17 protein-coding genes are annotated in these 16,956 nt (G+C 70.1%); 6 read left to right on the forward strand and 11 right to left on the reverse strand.

Going from position 1 to position 16,956, the window contains the following annotated elements; genetic code table 11:
- The first annotated feature begins 2 nt into the window (after nt 1-2).
- Nucleotides 3-320 (forward strand): DUF3301 domain-containing protein, encoded by a 318-nt coding sequence (locus G545_RS0103720; RefSeq protein ID WP_027069216.1) that lies wholly within the window; start codon nt 3-5, stop codon nt 318-320.
- Between the two features lie 8 nt (nt 321-328).
- Here G545_RS0103720 and G545_RS13420 read toward each other — a convergent pair whose 3' ends face one another.
- The 6 genes from G545_RS13420 to G545_RS0103755 all read right to left on the reverse strand — a co-directional run bounded on the left by G545_RS13420 (nt 329) and on the right by G545_RS0103755 (nt 5,351).
- Entirely contained in the window at nt 329-877 is a 549-nt protein-coding gene (locus G545_RS13420) for a ClpXP protease specificity-enhancing factor (protein ID WP_154656510.1), read from the reverse strand.
- An 8-nt stretch (nt 878-885) separates the two neighbouring features.
- Entirely contained in the window at nt 886-1,521 is a 636-nt protein-coding gene (locus tag G545_RS0103735; RefSeq protein ID WP_027069218.1) for a glutathione S-transferase N-terminal domain-containing protein, read from the reverse strand.
- Nucleotides 1,522-1,693: 172 nt separating this feature from the next.
- A complete protein-coding gene (locus G545_RS0103740; RefSeq protein WP_027069219.1) occupies nt 1,694-2,428 on the reverse strand; it encodes a cytochrome c1 in 735 nt (244 codons plus the stop codon).
- Nucleotides 2,429-2,456: 28 nt separating this feature from the next.
- Nucleotides 2,457-3,716, reverse strand: coding sequence for a cytochrome b (locus G545_RS0103745; protein WP_027069220.1), 1,260 nt, complete (start codon nt 3,714-3,716; stop codon nt 2,457-2,459).
- A 3-nt stretch (nt 3,717-3,719) separates the two neighbouring features.
- Entirely contained in the window at nt 3,720-4,352 is a 633-nt protein-coding gene (gene petA / locus G545_RS0103750; RefSeq protein ID WP_027069221.1) for a ubiquinol-cytochrome c reductase iron-sulfur subunit, read from the reverse strand.
- A gap of 120 nt (nt 4,353-4,472) precedes the next feature.
- Nucleotides 4,473-5,351, reverse strand: coding sequence for a lytic transglycosylase domain-containing protein (locus tag G545_RS0103755; RefSeq protein WP_027069222.1), 879 nt, complete (start codon nt 5,349-5,351; stop codon nt 4,473-4,475).
- 97 nt (nt 5,352-5,448) lie between these two features.
- Between G545_RS0103755 and miaB the strand changes: the two genes are divergently transcribed.
- Nucleotides 5,449-6,837 (forward strand): tRNA (N6-isopentenyl adenosine(37)-C2)-methylthiotransferase MiaB, encoded by a 1,389-nt coding sequence (gene miaB / locus G545_RS0103760; protein ID WP_027069223.1) that lies wholly within the window; start codon nt 5,449-5,451, stop codon nt 6,835-6,837.
- Nucleotides 6,838-6,970: 133 nt separating this feature from the next.
- Here the strand turns inward: miaB and G545_RS0103765 are convergent, their stop codons facing one another.
- On the reverse strand, nt 6,971-8,635 hold the full coding sequence (locus G545_RS0103765; protein ID WP_027069224.1) for an amidohydrolase: 1,665 nt from the start codon (nt 8,633-8,635) through the stop codon (nt 6,971-6,973).
- 100 nt (nt 8,636-8,735) lie between these two features.
- Here G545_RS0103765 and G545_RS0103770 point away from each other — a divergent pair, with 100 nt between their 5' ends.
- The 4 genes from G545_RS0103770 to G545_RS0103785 all read left to right on the forward strand — a co-directional run bounded on the left by G545_RS0103770 (nt 8,736) and on the right by G545_RS0103785 (nt 12,378).
- Complete coding sequence (locus G545_RS0103770; RefSeq protein ID WP_027069225.1) at nt 8,736-9,737, forward strand: PhoH family protein; 1,002 nt, start codon at nt 8,736-8,738, stop codon at nt 9,735-9,737.
- 9 nt (nt 9,738-9,746) lie between these two features.
- Nucleotides 9,747-10,217: an rRNA maturation RNase YbeY gene (gene ybeY, locus G545_RS0103775; RefSeq protein WP_027069226.1), complete on the forward strand. Its 471-nt coding sequence runs from the start codon at nt 9,747-9,749 to the stop codon at nt 10,215-10,217.
- 78 nt (nt 10,218-10,295) lie between these two features.
- Complete coding sequence (locus G545_RS0103780; RefSeq protein WP_027069227.1) at nt 10,296-11,180, forward strand: HlyC/CorC family transporter; 885 nt, start codon at nt 10,296-10,298, stop codon at nt 11,178-11,180.
- Complete coding sequence (locus tag G545_RS0103785; protein WP_052106533.1) at nt 11,173-12,378, forward strand: lipoprotein N-acyltransferase Lnb domain-containing protein; 1,206 nt, start codon at nt 11,173-11,175, stop codon at nt 12,376-12,378. The genes G545_RS0103780 and G545_RS0103785 overlap by 8 nt, the downstream gene beginning before the upstream one ends.
- A 37-nt stretch (nt 12,379-12,415) precedes the next feature.
- Here the strand turns inward: G545_RS0103785 and G545_RS0103790 are convergent, their stop codons facing one another.
- From G545_RS0103790 to ssb, 4 genes are all read right to left on the reverse strand, one after another.
- Nucleotides 12,416-13,663 (reverse strand): DUF819 family protein, encoded by a 1,248-nt coding sequence (locus tag G545_RS0103790; protein WP_036136025.1) that lies wholly within the window; start codon nt 13,661-13,663, stop codon nt 12,416-12,418.
- A gap of 24 nt (nt 13,664-13,687) precedes the next feature.
- Nucleotides 13,688-15,775: a dipeptidyl-peptidase 5 gene (locus G545_RS0103795; protein WP_027069230.1), complete on the reverse strand. Its 2,088-nt coding sequence runs from the start codon at nt 15,773-15,775 to the stop codon at nt 13,688-13,690.
- A 72-nt stretch (nt 15,776-15,847) separates the two neighbouring features.
- On the reverse strand, nt 15,848-16,396 hold the full coding sequence (rfbC, locus tag G545_RS0103800; RefSeq protein ID WP_027069231.1) for a dTDP-4-dehydrorhamnose 3,5-epimerase: 549 nt from the start codon (nt 16,394-16,396) through the stop codon (nt 15,848-15,850).
- Nucleotides 16,397-16,411: 15 nt separating this feature from the next.
- Nucleotides 16,412-16,912 (reverse strand): single-stranded DNA-binding protein, encoded by a 501-nt coding sequence (gene ssb, locus G545_RS0103805; RefSeq protein WP_027069232.1) that lies wholly within the window; start codon nt 16,910-16,912, stop codon nt 16,412-16,414.
- Nucleotides 16,913-16,956 lie beyond the last annotated feature (44 nt).

Genomic DNA, 16,956 nt, shown 5'->3' on the forward strand with positions numbered 1-16,956 from the left:
CCATGCCGACCCTGGTCCTGTTGATGATCGTGGGCGGCGCCGCCTTCGGCTTCTGGAGCGCCGGGCGCGCCGCGGCCGAACGCGCCACGGAGCTGGGCCGCGATGCGTGCCGGCGCGCCGGAGTCCAGCTGCTCGACCAGACCGTCCACCTGCTGGGGATGAAGCCGTGCCGGCTCGAGGACGGCTGGCTCGGCTGGGAGCGGACCTTCCGCTTCGACTACTCGCGCGATGGCGCCGACCGGCACTCCGGCCGCATGGTGCTGCGCGGGCAGCAGATGGTGTCCTTTACTGGGCCCGTCGGGTCCCGGCCCGGCGGCTGAGGCCGGGCCTACTTCACGACCCGCAGGTGGCCGCCGCGGCGCGGGCCCGGGGAATCGGGACCGTCGTCGCCGCCGTCGCCATTCCCGTCGTCGCCTTCACCTTCCTCGCGCGGGCGGCCGGCGCCGGCCTCCGCACCGCCTCCGCTGTCCGGGACGGCGCTCAGCCCGGGCCTGGCGGCAGGCGGGGCGGATTCGGCGGCGTCGTCGTGCCCGTCGTCGCCAGCCACCGGGTCGTCGGGCAGGGCCATGCCCTGCCCGTTCTCGCGCGCGTAGATCGCCAGCACCGCCCCGACCGGAACCCGGACCGCCTGGCTCACCCCACCAAAGCGCGCGCTGAAGCGGATCTGCTCGTTGTCCATCTCCAGCCCGGCGACGGCGCGGTCGGCGATGTTGAGCACCACCCGGCCGTCCTGGACCGCGTGGGGCGGCACCTGCACGCCGGGCCGGGTGGCATCCACCAGCAGGTGCGGCGTCAGCCCGTTGTCGGCGATCCACTCGTACAGCGCCCGCAACAGGTACGGACGGTGGCTGGTCATCGGCGGCAGGGAGTCGGACATCGGGCCGGTCAGGGCAGCTCGCGCAGGCGCCGTTCCTGCTCGGTGAGGCTGCGCGCGAAGCCGGGGTTCCGGAAGATCCGGTTGCCGTACTCCTCGATGGTCTTCGCGCCGTCGCGCGGCAGCGAGACCCCGAGCGCATCCAGCCGCCAGATGATCGGCGCCATGGCGCAGTCGGCCAGGCTCATCTCCGGGTTCAGGAAGAACTTGTAGGCCTTGAACAGCGGCACGGACGCGGTCAGCAGCTCCTTCAGCCGCTTGCGCCCGGCGTCGGCCTGGGCACGCGTGCCGAGCTGGATCGCCTGCACCTGCGGGACCCAGTCGTGCTCGAGCCGCAGCATGCCCAGGCGCAACCGCGCCCGCGACAGCGGGTCGATCGGCATCAGCGGGGGATGCGGGTAGCGCTCGTCGATGTACTCGCTCAGCACGCTGGCGGCGTACAGAACCATGTCGCGCTCCACCAGGGTCGGGACCGAGTGGTACGGATTGAGGTCGATCAGGTCCTCGGGCGGGTCCTGGGGGTCGACCGGGATCAGGTCGTAGCTCACGCCCTTGGCGGCCAGCACCAGCCGGACGCGGTGGCACAGCACGCAATCGGTGGAGGAGAACAGGGTTAGTGCGTTGCGCAAACGTTGGCTCGCTGCCATTTCGACCTCTCTCCGGTGTCCGGGTGTGCCGGACGCAAAAAGGCCGCCCACCCCACGTGGACGGTGCCGCCGCCCCGGCCGCCGTCTCCCCGCCACCCTCCCCGGTGGCGCCGGCTGCCTGCGGCAGGGCCCGGCATTGCCGGGCCCGTGGTCGCGCAACCGTTGGGCAGCGTTACTTCACGTCCCGCCAATACTCCCTGTTGAGCAGCCAGGCAAGGAACGTGAACACGGCCAGGAAGAAGATCACCCAGACACCGACGCGCTCGCGCTTGAGTGCGGCCGGCTCGCCGGCGTACTCCAGGAACGCGGTGATGTCGCGCACGGCCTGGTCGAACTCCTCCGGCGAGACCGAGCCGGGAGTGGCCACGGTCAGCCCGACCACCGGACGCTCGCCGGTGGACGGATCCGGTGCGCCGTACTCGGCGTGCTGGATGCCCTGCAGCGGCCAGAGCGGATTGGGCATGGAAACGTTCGGGAACAGCTTGTTGTTCCAGCCCAGCACCGCGCTCTCGTCGAGGTAGAACGACTTCAGGTAGGTGTACAGCCAGTCGGGCCCGCGCACGCGCGAGATCAGCGTCAGGTCCGGCGGCGGCTTGCCGAACCAGTCCGCGGCGGCGTCCGCCGGCATCGAGTTGACGATGTGGTCGCCGATCTGCCCGCCGGTGAAGTTCAGGTTCTCCATCACCTGCTCCTCGGTCAGGCCGAGGTCCTCGGCCATGCGCGAGTAGCGCAGGTGCTCCAGCGAGTGGCAGCCGGCGCAGTAGTTCATGTACAGCTTGGCGCCGCGCTGCAGCGAACCGCGGTCGCCGAGGTCGGTACCCGCCTGCTGGACCTCGCCGCCGGCGGCGGCCAGGGCGGAGGCCGACAGCAGCAGGCCGGCGGCGGCGATGGCGAACCTTCCGAACATGCGGGCACGGATCCGGGAGAGTGTCGGCTTATTCATGCGTGGTCACCCGTTCCGGCAACGGCTTGGTTTTGTCGAGCTTCGTCCAGATCGGCATGGTCAGGAAGATCAGGAAGTACACGGCGGTGAGGATGCGGCCGATGATCGTCTCGACCGGGTCGGTGCCCGGGCCGGCGCCGATCTTGCCCAGCCAGATGAAGCTGATCGCCAGCAGCGCGAGCATCAGCTTGGTGATCCAGCCGCGGTAGCGGTGCGAGCGCACCTTGCTGCGGTCCAGCCACGGCACCAGGAACAGGATCGCGATCGCACCGAACATCACCAGCACGCCGCCGAGCTTGTCCGGGACCACCCGCAACATCGCGTAGAACGGGGTGTAGTACCAGACCGGCTTGATGTGCTCCGGGGTCACCAGGCGGTTGGCCTCGGTGAAGTTGTCGTGCTCCAGGAACCAGCCGCCGAACGCCGGCGCGAAGAAGATGATGAACGCGGCGATGATCAGGAAGAATCCGATGCCGACCAGGTCGTGCACCGTGTAGTACGGGTGGAACGGGATCCCGTCGGCCGGCGCGGTCGGCGACCAGCGGTTGCCCTTCGGCCCCTGCTTGATATCGATGCCGTCCGGATTGTTGGAGCCGACCTCGTGCAGCGCGCCGATGTGCAGCACGACCAGCAGCAGCAGGACCAGCGGCAGCGCGATCACGTGCAGGGCGAAGAAGCGGCCCAGGGTGGCGTCGGAGGGCAGGTAGTCGCCCATGATCCACTCGGTCAGCCCGCCGCCGATCACCGGGATCGCGCCGAACAGCGAGATGATCACCTTCGCGCCCCAGAACGACATCTGGCCCCAGGGCAGCACGTAGCCCATGAAGGCCTCGGCCATCAGGACCAGGTAGATCAGCATGCCGATGATCCACACCAGTTCGCGCGGCTTCTGGTACGAGCCGTACATCAGGCCGCGGAACATGTGGATGTAGACCACGATGAAGAACAGCGAGGCCCCGGTGGAGTGCATGTACCGGATCAGCCAGCCCCACTCCACGTCGCGCATGATGTACTCGACCGAGGCGAAGGCCTCGGCGGCGCTGGGCTTGTAGTGCATGGTCAGGAAGATCCCGGTCAGGATCTGGTTGACCAGGACCACCATCGCCAGCACGCCGAAGTAGTACCAGACGTTGAAGTTCTTCGGCGCGTAGTACTCGGACATGTGCTTGCGGTACACCGGCATCATGCCGGGCGCGCGCGCGTTGACCCAGTCCCAGGCGGTGGTGGCACCGCGGGTGATGAAGTTCGCCATGGCTTATGCGGCCCCCTGCGGATCGACCCCGACGACGATGGTGTTCTCGTCGGCGTAGTAATGCGGCGGTACGATCAGGTTCGTCGGCGCCGGCACGCCCTGGTAGACGCGACCGGACATGTCGAACTTGGACTTGTGGCAGGGGCAGAAATAGCCGCCCTTCCAGTTCGCGTCGAATGGCTCGGGCCGGATCTCGGCCTTCATCTCGGGGGCGCAGCCCAGGTGGGTGCACAGCCCGACCAGCACCGAGACCTCCGGGCGCAGCGAGCGCAGGTGGGGGTCACCTTCCAGCACGTAGGCCGGCTGCTGCTCGGGGTTCTCCGACATCGGGTCGCGCAGCTGGTCGTCCAGGGTCGGCAGTGCCTCCAGCACGGCCGGGGACCGGCGCACGATCCAGATCGGCTGGCCGCGCCACTCGTGGACCAGCCGCTGGCCGACCTCGAGCGCACTGATGTCCACCGTGATCGGCGCACCGGCCTGCTTGGCGCGCTCGCTCGGGTTCCAGGACTTGATGAACGGAACCGCGGCGAAACCGGCGCCGACGGCACCGACCACCGCCGTGGTGGCGGTCAGGAACCGCCGCCGCCCCGTGTTCACGGGCTCGTATTGAGGATCAGTGACCCCTTCGTTGGCCATCCGGCACTCCGCAGAACATCTGAAATGGGAATCCGCCGGGCTGCCCGGCCGGTGAGGTGGCGGGGCGGCCCATAAAGACGCGCCAGTGTAACGGAAGCCTTAACAACCCCACAATCCGCTTCAGCCCGCGCGCATGGCGTCGCGGTAGCGCTGCGCCAGCACGCCGACCCGCTGCACGTAGCGCTGGGTCTCGCCAAAGGGGGGCACGCCGTCGTACTTGTCGACGTTGCCCTCGCCGGCGTTGTAGCCCGCCGCCGCCAGGGTCAGGTCGCCGTCGAAGCGCTTGAGCAGCCAGGCCAGGTACTGGACCCCGCCCTGGATGTTCTGGGCCGCGTCGAACGGGTTGTCGACGCCGAAACGCCGCGCCGTCGCCGGCATCAGCTGCATCAGGCCCTGCGCGCCCACCCGGGAGAGCGCGTTGGGGTTGAACGAGGACTCGGCATGGATGATCGCCCGCACCACCGCCTCGTCCACCCCGTGACGCCGGGCGGCCTCGGCGATCTCGGCCGCATAGGCCGTGGTGTTCAGGCGCACCTTGCCGAAGTCCGGCCCGCTGGGCGCGCAGGCGAAGCAGGTCTCCATGAAGCTGTAGCTGATGGTGCGGACCCGGCCGGTCGCCGTTCCGCGCGGTGGCGGCGCGCTGGTGTAGTGGCGCACGCCGTCCTTGATGTACGAGTAGACCTGCCCCTGCACCCGCCGGGTGCCGGCACCGGAGCCGCCCCCCGAGGGCGGCGCGGCGTTGGTCATTTTCGAACCCGGCACCGCCGTCGCCGAACTGGTGACCACCGCGGCCGCGTCGGCCTTCGCGGCCGGGCGCGAGGGTGCGGGACTGGACTTGTAGTGGCTGACGGCGGTGCACTTCGCACCGGCCACCTTCTTGCTGACGTAGCTGATCGCCCCGTCGGGGCCGTCGCAGCGCCAGATCGTGCCGGCGACCGCGGCGGGCGCCGCCAGCAGGCACGCAAGGACAAGCAGCGTGGTCGCCCCTCCCCTCCTCATGTGCGCGATTCTGCCGACGGCCCCCTTGTGGCGCAACAGGCACGGTAGAATCCCGGGTTTTCCGGCGCGGATTGACCGCCGCCACCCCGGACACCCCATGACCGACACCCTCGCCCCCGCGCCCGAGGCGCCGAGCCTGCCCGCCCGCGGCAAGCTCTACATCCAGACCCACGGCTGCCAGATGAACGAGTACGACTCGGCCCGCATGGCCGACGTGCTCGCCGCGGCGGAGGGCCTGGAGCTGACCGACAAGGCCGAGGAGGCCGACGTCATCCTGGTCAACACCTGCTCGATCCGCGAGAAGGCCCAGGAGAAGGTATTCAGCCAGCTGGGCCGCTGGAAGGCGCTCAAGAACGGCGATCGGCCGGTGCTGATCGGGGTCGGCGGCTGCGTTGCGAGCCAGGAAGGCGAGGCGATCGTCAAGCGCGCCCCGCACGTGGACCTGGTGTTCGGCCCGCAGACGCTGCACCGGCTGCCCGAGCTGATCCGCGGGCGCCGCGAGACCGGCCTGCCGCAGGTCGACACCAGCTTCCCGGAGATCGAGAAGTTCGACCGCCTGCCCGAGCCACGCGCCGAGGGCCCAACCGCGTTCGTCTCGATCATGGAGGGCTGCTCCAAGTACTGCAGCTTCTGCGTGGTGCCCTACACGCGTGGCGAGGAGATCAGCCGGCCGTTCGAGGACGTGCTGGTGGAGGTCGCCCAGCTCGCCGCCGCCGGCGTGCGCGAGGTCAACCTGCTGGGGCAGAACGTCAACGCCTACCGCGGCCCGATGGCCGACGAGGACGGCAACGACGCGGGCACCGCGGACCTCGGCCTGCTGATCCGCGCGGTGGCGCAGATCGAAGGCATCGACCGCATCCGCTTCACCACCTCGCACCCGCTGGAGTTCTCCGATTCGCTGGTGGAGGCCTACCGGGACGTGCCGCAACTGGCCAACTACCTGCACCTGCCGGTGCAATCGGGCTCGGACCGGGTGCTGAGCGCGATGAAGCGCGGCTACACCGCGCTGGAGTTCAAGCAGAAGGTGCGCAAGCTGCGCGCGGTGCGGCCGGACATCTCGATCAGCTCGGACTTTATCGTCGGCTTTCCGGGCGAGACCGACGCCGATTTCGAGAAGACCATGAAGCTGATCGAGGACGTGGGTTTCGACCAGAGCTTCTCCTTCATCTACTCCCGACGCCCCGGCACCCCGGCGGCCGACCTGGAGGACACCACCAGCCAGGAAGAGAAGCACGCCCGGCTGTCGAGGCTGCAGGCCGCGATCAACGACAACGCCCGGAAGATCTCCGAGGCGATGGTCGGGACCGTGCAGAAGGTTCTGGTCGAGGGCCCCTCCCGCAAGGACCCCAACGAACTGACCGGCAAGACCGAGAACATGCGCTCGGTCAACTTCCCCGGCCACCCCCGCCTGGTCGGCCAGTTCGTGGACATCGAAATCACCCGCGCCATGTCCAACTCCCTGCGCGGCCGAATCCTCACCCGCTGACCCCCTGCCCCCCCCCTCGCGCGCCCCCTGACGCTTAACCCGCCCCCGAAAGGCAACCAACGACACACCCCTCGTTCCCGGTTCCCTGTTCCCGGTTCCCGCTTCTGCCCGCCAGAACCGCAACTCCGGCGCCCTACTCCCCCCTGCGATACACCGCCTCCCCGTCGACCCACGTCGACAGCACCGTCAGCTCGTCCAATCCGTCCCCGTCGATGGCCAGCGGATCCTCCGCCAGGACCACGAAGTCGGCGCGCTTGCCGGGGCCGAGGCTGCCGACCTCGTCCTCCGCGAACCCGGCCCATGCCGCGTCCAGCGTGAAGCCGCGCAGGGCCTCGAAGGCGGTCAGCTTCTCCTGCGGGTGCCATCCACCCTCCGGCAGCCCCTCCCGGTCGGTACGGGTCACCGCCGAGTACAGCCCCAGGCGCGGGTCCACCGATTCCACAGGGAAGTCCGAGCCCAGCGCCAGTCGTGCACCGCTGTCGCGGAGCCGCCGCCAGGCATAGGCGCCGAGCACGCGCTCCGGACCGATGCGGTCCTCGGCCCAGGGCATGTCGCTGGTGGCATGGGTGGGCTGCATGGACGCGATCACGCCCAGTTCCGCCAGCCGCGGCAGGTCGCCGGGTTCGAGGATCTGCGCATGCTCGATCCGCCAGCGCAGCGCGGCGCCGTCCGGCCCCAGCGCGGCTTCGTAGGTATCCAGCACGAGCCGGTTACCGCGGTCACCGATCGCGTGCGTCGCCACCTGCACGCCGCAGTCGCGGGCACGCGCCACCACGTCGGACATCTTCTCCGGGGTGAGCAGCAGCAGGCCTCGATTGCCGTGCTCGTCGCTGTAGTCCTCCAGCAGGGCGGCGCCGCGGCTGCCCAGCGCGCCGTCGGAGAACAGCTTCACCGCGCGCATCTGCAGCCGTCCGCCCGGGTGGGCATACACCCCCGCCTCGCACAGGTGCGCCAGCGCGGCGGAGTCGCCATCGGCCATTGCGTAAACCCGCATCGGCATGCGCCCGGCATCGGCCAGCGCGCGGTAGGCCTCCAGTTGCCGCAGCGATACCCCGGCGTCATGCACGCCGGTCAATCCATGCTCGACCGCCGAGGCCATGCCCAGCTCCAGCGCACGGGTGGACAGGGCCGCGTCGCCGGCGGGCATGGCGGCGCTGACCAGGTCCATTGCCGCATCCACGAAGATCCCGGTCGGCCGCCCTTGGTCGTCGCGCAGGATCCGGCCGCCGTCAGGCTGCCAGTCGCCGGACAGGTCGCGCTCCACCAGCGCCATCGCCGCCGAGTTGGCCCAGCCGGCGTGTCCGTCGACGCGGCGCAGCCAGACCGGGCGGTCGGGGAACAGCGCGTCCAGGTCGGCCGCGGTCGGGAACTCCTGCCCCGGCCACAGGTTCTGGTCCCAGCCGCGGCCGAGCACCCAGCCCTCCGGCTGCCCGCGCGCGAACTCCTCCAGCCGCCGCAGGGCCTCCTCCAGGCTTGACGCACCGGCGAGCCGCGCCTGCATCTGCTCGAACCCGAGGCTTGCCACGTGTCCGTGGGCGTCGATCAGCCCGGGTATGACGGTGGCATCGCCCATGTCGAGCAAGCGCGCACCGGGATAGCGCGCCTGCAGCTCCTCCGGCGTGCCCAGCGCGAGGATGCGGCCGTCCTCCCAGGCGATCGCGGTGGCAGGGGGCTGGTCGGCCTCCATCGAGTGGATCCGCTTGGCACCCAGCACCGTCACCTCGGCCAGCGCCGGCCCCGCCAGGGCGAGCAGCCCCACCACCAGCGCCGCGCGCAGGCGGCTCCGTCCCATCCCCATGCCCCACCCCGTTGACGTTTCCTAGACGCCGCCACTTTGCGAAATGGACCCGGCCGGCGCAAGCTGCCCCTCTCCCCCGACGCGAACCGCCTCCGACACGATGGCTGCACGCACCACTTCCGAGTTCACCCTCGAGCCCGCCGACACGGGACGCCTGGCCAACCTCAACGGTCCCTTCGACGCCCACCTGCGGATGATCGAGATGCGCAGCGGGGTCGAAGTCGCCAATCGCGGCAACGTCTACCGGCTCACCGGGTCCCGTCCCGCGGTGGGCCGGATCGAGCGCATGCTGCGCAAGCTGTGGGAGGACACCGAGGTGCAGGTGCTGGACGAGCCCTCCGTGCACCTGGCGCTGGCCGAGGCGGAGGCCTCCAAGCTGGCCAACGACGACATCGAGCCGCAGGAAGTCGCGATCAAGGTCAAGCGCGGCACGATCCGCGGGCGCGGCGACAACCAGGCCCGCTACCTGCACTCGATCGCCGTGCACGACATCAACTTCGGGATCGGGCCGGCGGGCACCGGCAAGACCTTCCTGGCCGTTGCCAGCGCGGTGGAGGCGCTGAACCAGTCGCGGGTGCAGCGGCTGGTGCTGGTGCGCCCGGCGGTGGAGGCCGGCGAGAAGCTCGGCTTCCTGCCCGGCGACCTGAGCCAGAAGGTCGACCCCTACCTGCGCCCCCTCTACGACGCCCTGTACGAGATGCTGGGCGTGGAGACCGTGGTCAAGCTGCTGGAGAAGAACGTCATCGAGGTCGCGCCTCTGGCCTACATGCGCGGCCGCACCCTCAACGACGCCTGGGTGATCCTGGACGAGGCCCAGAACACCACCATCGAGCAGATGAAGATGTTCCTCACCCGCATCGGCTACGGCAGCACCGCGGTGGTCACCGGCGACCTGACCCAGGTCGACCTGCCCAGGCACCAGAAATCCGGCCTCAAGGACGCGCTGGAGGTGCTGCGCGACGTGGACGGGGTCGGCTTCACCTTCTTCGAGGCGAAGGATGTGGTGCGCCACCCGCTGGTGGCCCGGATCGTCGATGCCTACGACTCGCGCGACCAGCGCACCGCGGAGCCCGGCCCGGCGTCGCGCAAGGACGCGGGCTGAGGCGGCGTGATGACCCGCGGGCCCGTGATCCTGGACGTTGCCGTCAGCTACGCCCTGCCCCGTACCGGCATCCCCGCCGCATCGAGCTTCCGTACCTGGGTGGCGGCGGCGCTGCACGGCCGCATCCGCGAGGCGGACCTGGCGGTCCGGCTCGTCGACGAGGACGAGGGCCGCGCGCTCAACCGCCATTACCGTGGCAAGGACTACGCCACCAACGTGCTCAGCTTCCCTGCCGAGCTGCCCGAGGGCGTGAAGCTGCCGCTGCTGGGCGACCTGGTCATCTGCGCACCCGTGGTGGCCCGCGAGGCCGCCGAACAGGGCAAGGCCGTGCGCGACCACTACGCCCACCTGACCGTCCACGGCGCGCTGCACCTGCTGGGCTGGGACCACGAGGACGAGGTCGAGGCCGAGGCCATGGAGCAGCTGGAGCGCGAGATCCTCGCCGGGCTTGGCATCCAGGACCCCTACGGCGAGGGCTGAACCCCGCGCCCGCGGGGCGCAGCTGCGTTAGACTCGCACCCAATGCCCACCGGGGCACCCCACGAAACAAGACACCTGATGTCCGAGGACGACAGTAGCCACCCTCCGTCTCCCAACGGGGCGACGGACCGCCCCCAGGAAAAACGCCGCAGCTGGTTCGACCGGCTCAGTTCCGCGCTGTCCGGCGAGCCCTCCAACCGCGAGGACCTCGTCGAACTGCTGCGCGACGCGCACGCCGACGGCCTGATCGAAACCGACACCCTGAGCATGATGGAGGGCGCGATCGCGGTCTCCGACCTCAGCGTGGGCGACGTGATGATCCCGCGCTCGCAGATGGTCATGCTCCCGGCCGAGGCCCCGCTCGATGAACTGCTCGGGCTGGTGGTCGAGTCCGGCCACTCCCGTTTCCCCGTCCACGGCGATGACAAGGACCAGATCCTGGGCATCCTGCTGGCCAAGGACCTGCTGCGCGGCTTCGCCAACGGCCGCGGGAAGGTGGACGTGCACGCCCTGCTGCGCCCGGCGGTGCTGATCCCCGAATCCAAGCGCCTGGTGGTGCTGCTGCGCGAGTTCCGCCAGTCGCGCAACCACATGGCGATCGTTGTCGACGAGTACGGGGGCGTCGCCGGCCTGCTGACCATCGAGGACGTGCTGGAGCAGATCGTCGGCGAGATCGACGACGAGCACGACGATGCCGAGGACCCCAACGCGCTGATCGCCGCCCAGGCCGACGGCCAGTTCGTCGTCGACGCGCTGACCCCGATCGAGGACTTCAACGAGCGCTTCGGGGCCGACTTCGACGACGACGAGTACGACACCATCGGCGGGCTGGTCACCGGCGCCATCGGCCACTTGCCCGAGGCCGGCGAGGAGCTGACGCTGTCGCGCTTCGTGTTCCGCGTCGCCAGCGCCGACGCGCGCAGGGTGCACGCCTTCCACGTCAGCGTGCTGGGCGATGCCTGACCCCGGGCGGGCACGGCAGGCGCGCCGGGCCCGCACGCGCCGGCTGCTGCTGTCCGCGCTGGCCCTGCTGTCGCTGCTGCTGGCGACTGCCGCCGGCGCCGCCCCCCGCATCGCGGTGCTGACCATGCAGCCGGGCGAGGTCTTCTTCGAGCGCTTTGGCCACAACGCGCTGGTGGTCGCCGACCCCGCCACCGGCGCCGCCACCTCCTACAACTTCGGCTACTTCGACCCGACCGAGCCGGGATTCATCACCGGCTTCATCCGCGGTGAGATGCAGTACCAGCTGGTCGCGCTGCCGCTGGAGCAGGACCTGGCCTACTACCGCGACGTCGGCCGCGGGGTGGACATCCAGTGGCTGGACCTGGAGCCCGACGTGGCGACCGAGCTGGCGGCACAGCTGGAGTGGAACGCCCGGCCGGAGAACGCCCGCTACGGCTACGACTACTTCCTGGACAACTGCTCGACCCGCGTGCGCGACGCCTTGGACGAGGCGCTGGGCGGCTCCCTGCGTTCGCAGATGGCCGGCTCGCGCGGCAGCAGCTACCGCAGCGAGGCCACCCGCCTGGCACGGCCAGAACCCATGATGTGGCTGGGTTTCGACCTGGGACTGGGCCCGGCTTCGGACCGTCCGCTGTCGCTATGGGAAGAGGCCTTCGTGCCGATGCGCCTGCAGGCGCAGCTGCGCAGGGCGCGCAACGCCGAGGGCCGGCCGCTGGTCAGCCACGAGGAGCGGATCCTGCCGCACCGCCTGCCGCCGGAACCGGCGGAACTGCCGCGCCGCTGGTGGCCGTGGCTGCTGGGCGGGGTGCTGGTCGCCGCCGGCGCCGGCTGGCTCGCGGTCCGACGACCCCGCCTGGGTGGCGCGTTCGCGCTGGTGTTCTGGTCGCTGTGCTCGGTGCTCGCGGCCCTGATGCTGTTCATCTGGCTGGGCACCGAGCACCGCTTCGGCTGGGCCAACCGCAACCTGCTGGTGTTCAGCCCGGTGTGCGTGTTGCTGCTCCCCGGCGCGATCGCGTGGATCCGCGGGCGGGTGTCGGGGCGCTGGTTCCGCGCCCTGCTCTGGGTCCCGGTGTGTACCACGATCGCCGCCGGGTTCGTCTACGGCCTCTCGCGCTTCCCGCAGCAGGACCTGCACTGGATCCTTGCAGTGCTTCCTGTCCACGTTGCCCTGGCATGGGCGTGGGGCCGGCGCCGGTAACACCCCGGCGCGCCCCGTCATGCAGGGGAGTTGGCGATCAGGTCGCGACCGCCTGCAACATCAGCCCGGTGATGTAGGCGAAGTAGGTGCCCAGCGCGTAGCCGAGCACCGCCAGCAACACGCCGACCGGCGCCAGCGCGGGGTGGAAGGCACTGGCCACGACCGGTGCCGAGGCCGCGCCGCCAATGTTGGCCTGCGAGCCCACGGCCATGAAGAACAGCGGCGCACGGATCAGCTTGGCCACCAGCAGCATCAGCCCGGCGTGCACGGAAATCCAGATCAGCCCGAGCAGGAACAGCCACGGCCGGTCGAGCAGCGCGCCCAGGTCCATGTGCATGCCGATGGTCGCCACCAGCACGTACAGCATGGCCGAACCGATCCGCGAAGCCCCCACTCCTTCCAGGCGCCGCGCCCGGGTGAAGCTGAGGATCACCCCGAAGGTGGTCGCCAGCACCACCAGCCAGAAGAAGCCGGAGGTCAGGCTGTAGTCCTGCAGCCGCCAGGACTCGGGCAGGCTGGCGATCCAGGCCACCAGCGGCTCGGCCAGGAAGTGCGACAGGCCGGTCACGCCCAGGCCCACCGCCAGGATGACCATCAGGTCGGCGAGCGTCGGGATGCGCGAGTGCTGCGCCTGGTAGTCCTCGATCCGCCGCTTCAGGTCGTCGATCGCCGTGGTGTCCGCGCGGGTCCAGCGGTCGAAGGCCTTCGCGCGCGCCGCCAGGAACAGCAGGATCGCCATCCACACGTTGGCCACCAGCACGTCGACGGCGATGAACTGGCCGAACAGCGTCGCGTCGACGTCGAAAACCTCCTTCATCGCCGCCTGGTTGGCGCCACCGCCGATCCAGCTGCCCGCGACCGTGGTCATCCCGCGCCAGGTCTCGCCGGCCACCGCCGACGGCTGGATCACGCCCATCGCCAGGAACGCGACCAGCGCACCGAGCATCACGCCGGCGGTGCCGGTGAGGAACATGATCACCGCCTTGGGCCCCAGCCTCAGCACCGCGCCCAGGTCGATGGCGATACACAGCAGCACCAGCGAGCTGGGCAGCAGGTAGTCGCGCGCCATCGGGTACAGCCCCGAGGCATTGCCGTCGATCAGCCCGATGCTGTTGTAGATGGCCGGCACCAGGTAGCACATCAGCAGCGCCGGCACGTAAGTGTAGAACCGGTGCCAGAACCCGGACGGGCGTGAGGCGGTCCAGAAGACCGCGCCCAGGGTGACGGCCAGCAGGCCGAGGACGACGGCGTCGTTGGTGATCAGGGCACTGCTTTCGACGGGCATGCGGAATCCTTGGGGCGGGCGGCCTTACTGGCCCAGGTGCTGGCGCAGCCAGTCGTTGACGGTGCGGTGCCACAGCAGCGAGTTGTGCGGCTGCAGGACCCAGTGGTTCTCGTCGGGGAAGTACAGGAACTTTGACTCGATGCCCTGCCGCTGCAGCGCGGTGAAGGCGGCCAGGCCCTGGCTGACCGGGATGCGGAAGTCCTTCTCGCCGTGGATCACCAGCATCGGCACGCGCCATTCCCCGACGTGGTGCACCGGGTTGAAGCGCTCGTAGTTCTCCGGGACCTGCCAGGGGGTGCCGCCGTTCTCCCACTCGGTGAACCACAGCTCCTCGGTGGCGAAGCCCATCATGCGGGTGTCGAACACGCCGTCGTGGTTGACCAGGCACTTCCAGGCGCCCGAGGACGGGGTATGCCAGTTGCCGGCGATCCAGTTGACCATGTAGCCGCCGTAGCTGGCGCCCAGCGCGCAGGCGTTGGCGCCGTCCAGGAAGCCGTACCTGCGCTGCGCGGCGCGCCAGCCCTTCTGCAGGTCCTCCAGCGGGCGGTCACCCCAGTGCTGGCTGATCGCGTCGGTGAACTCCTGGCCGTAGCCGACCGAGCCGTGGAAGTCGATCATCACCACCGCGTACCCCTGCCCCGCGTACGTCTGCGGGTTCCATCGGTAGCTCCAGCCATTGCCGAAGCTGCCCTGCGGGCCGCCGTGGATCAGGAAGGCCACCGGGTAGCGCTTGCCTTCCTCGTAGTTCCACGGCTTGAGCACGTAGCCGTGGACGGTCCCGTCGTTCCAGCCCTTGAACTGGAACTGCTCGTACTCTCCGAATCGCACGTCCGGCAGCATCTCGCCGGCCGAGGGGGTGATCGCCCGCTCCGGCGCGCCCCCGATCCCGCCGACCAAGACCTGGTCGCCGCTGTGCAGGCTGTTGCGGGTGAAGGCCAGGGTGCCGCCCTGCAGCTGCACCGAGCCGACCGAGCCGCCGGCGATGATCTTCGTCACCCCGCCGCTGCCCGCGTGCACCGCGAACAGCGGATGCTCGCCGGTATCCTGCGCGGTGACATAGAGGGTTTCCCCGTCCGCCGACACGGTGATGCTGTCAGCCGAACGGTCCCACTGCGGGGCGACCTCGCGGCGCTCGCCGCTGGCCAGGTCCAGCGCCATGATGCCGAAGCGATCGGCTTCGAAGCCGGGCCGCTTCATCGCCCGGTAGTACAGCGTGCCGCCGTCCGGGGAAAACACCGCGCCGGTGTCCCAGGCCGGGTTGTCCGGCGTCAGGTTGACCGCCGCGCCGCCGTTCACCGGGACGCGGTACAGGTCGAAGTTGGTCGACCAGGGCTCCTCGGGGGTGGCGAGGCGGGCACTGAGCACGACCGATTGGCCGTCGGGCGACCAGGTGTATTCCTCCGAGCCGCCAAACGGGCGCGAGGGCACGTTGGCGTGCAGTTCCGGCGCCAGCAGCACCGGCTCCGCCGCATCGCCCGCGCCTGTCTGCAGGTCGGCCACGAACACGCGGTTGAGCCGCCCGTCGTCCCACGCGTCCCAGTGCCGCACGAACATGCGGTCGTACACGACGCCGCTGGCCGGGTCGGCCTCGCGCGCGTCCAGCCGCTGCTTCGTGCAGTCCAGGTCGGCCCCGCAGTCCGGGAACACCTCGGCATGGAAGGCGACCTGCCGGCCGTCGGGGCCGATCCGGTATCCGCCGATGTCGACCGGGTAGGACGTGAGCTTGACCGGCTCGCCGCCGTCCGGGCCGATCCGGTACAGCTGCGAGCTCCCGTCCTGGCTGCTCAGGAAGAACACCCCGCTGCCGTCGGGGGCGAACGCGGGCGAATTGGCGTTCCACCCCTCCGGCGTCAGCCGCACCGGTGGCGCCGAGTCCCGGGCGTGCAGGTTCTCGATCCACAGGGAGCTGGTCGCCTTGCCGGTCTCCATGTCGACTTCGCGCTTGGCGAAGACGAGGAACCGGCCGTTGGACGACAGCACCGGCGAGGAGTAGCGGTCCAGCCCGACGAGGTCCTCGGGCTGGAGGCCACGCTCGGCGGCCGAGACCGGCAGCGCCGTGGCGGGAAGGGTGAACGCGATCAACAGCGGCAGCACGGCGCGGTGCAGTCTCATGGCACTCCCCGGGGCCTGTAGTGAACTCCGGATGTTATGCGCTCGTGAGGGCCGCGGCCACACCGGATCGGGTCAGAACCGCGGCAATCGCGATTCCTGCACCTGCCCGAGCCGCGGCGCCGCGGCATCGCGCGGGGACAGCACCGGCTCGGCCACGGGCCAGTCGACCGCCAGGTCCGGGTCGTCCCAGGCGATGGCGGCGTCCGCTTCGCGGTCGTAAGGCGCGGTGCACAGGTAGTGCAGTTCGGCCTGCTCGCTCAGGGCGACGAAGCCGTGCGCGAAGCCCTCCGGCACCCAGAACCGGCGGCGGTTCTCCGCGCTGAGCACGACTGCCGTCCAGCGGCCGAAGTGCGGCGAGCCTTGCCGGATGTCGACCGCAACGTCCCAGACCTCGCCTTCGACCACCGAGACCAGCTTCCCCTGCGGGTTGGGCCACTGGTAGTGCAGTCCGCGCAGCACGCCCTGCGCCGAGCGCGAGACGTTGCCCTGCACGAAGGGGGAAATACCGAGGCCCTCCAGCCCGGTGAGCCGGAAGGCCTCGTAGAAATAGCCGCGCTCGTCAGCCAGTACGCGTGGCTCGAGCACCACGCAGCCCGACAGCCCGGTCTGGATGACCCTCATGCTGCCTGGCGCGGATCAGAACGGGATGTCGTCGTCGCCGAAGTCGGTGTCGAAATCGGCGGTGCGGGCCGGCTGCTGCTCCCGGCGCGGGGGCTGGCCACCCTGCTGCTGGCGCTGCGGACGGTCCTGGCCGCCGAAGCCACCGCTCCGGGCACCGCCGCCGCCACCACCGCCACCCTCGCCGCGACCACCGAGCATCTGCATCTCGTTGGCGACGATCTCGGTGAAGAACTTCTCCACCCCGTCCTTGTCGGTGTACTTGTCGTAGCGGATCTCGCCCTCGACGTAGACCTGCGAACCCTTGCGCAGGTATTCGCCGGCGATCTCGCCCAGCTTCCCGAAGAACGTGACCCGGTGCCACTGGGTCTGCTCCTGCTGGTTGCCGTCGCGATCCTTGCGCACCGACGTGGTGGCCAAGCTGATCTTGGTGATGGCCATGCCGCCCTGTGTGTACCGGACCTCGGGGTCGTTGCCGAGGTTGCCGACGAGGATCGCCTTGTTGATGCCACGTGCCATGGGAACGGTCCTGTACGTATTCGCTGTCTGGGACGCCACCCGGC

The organism is Lysobacter defluvii IMMIB APB-9 = DSM 18482, assembly GCF_000423325.1.
GTDB lineage: Bacteria > Pseudomonadota > Gammaproteobacteria > Xanthomonadales > Xanthomonadaceae > Novilysobacter > Novilysobacter defluvii.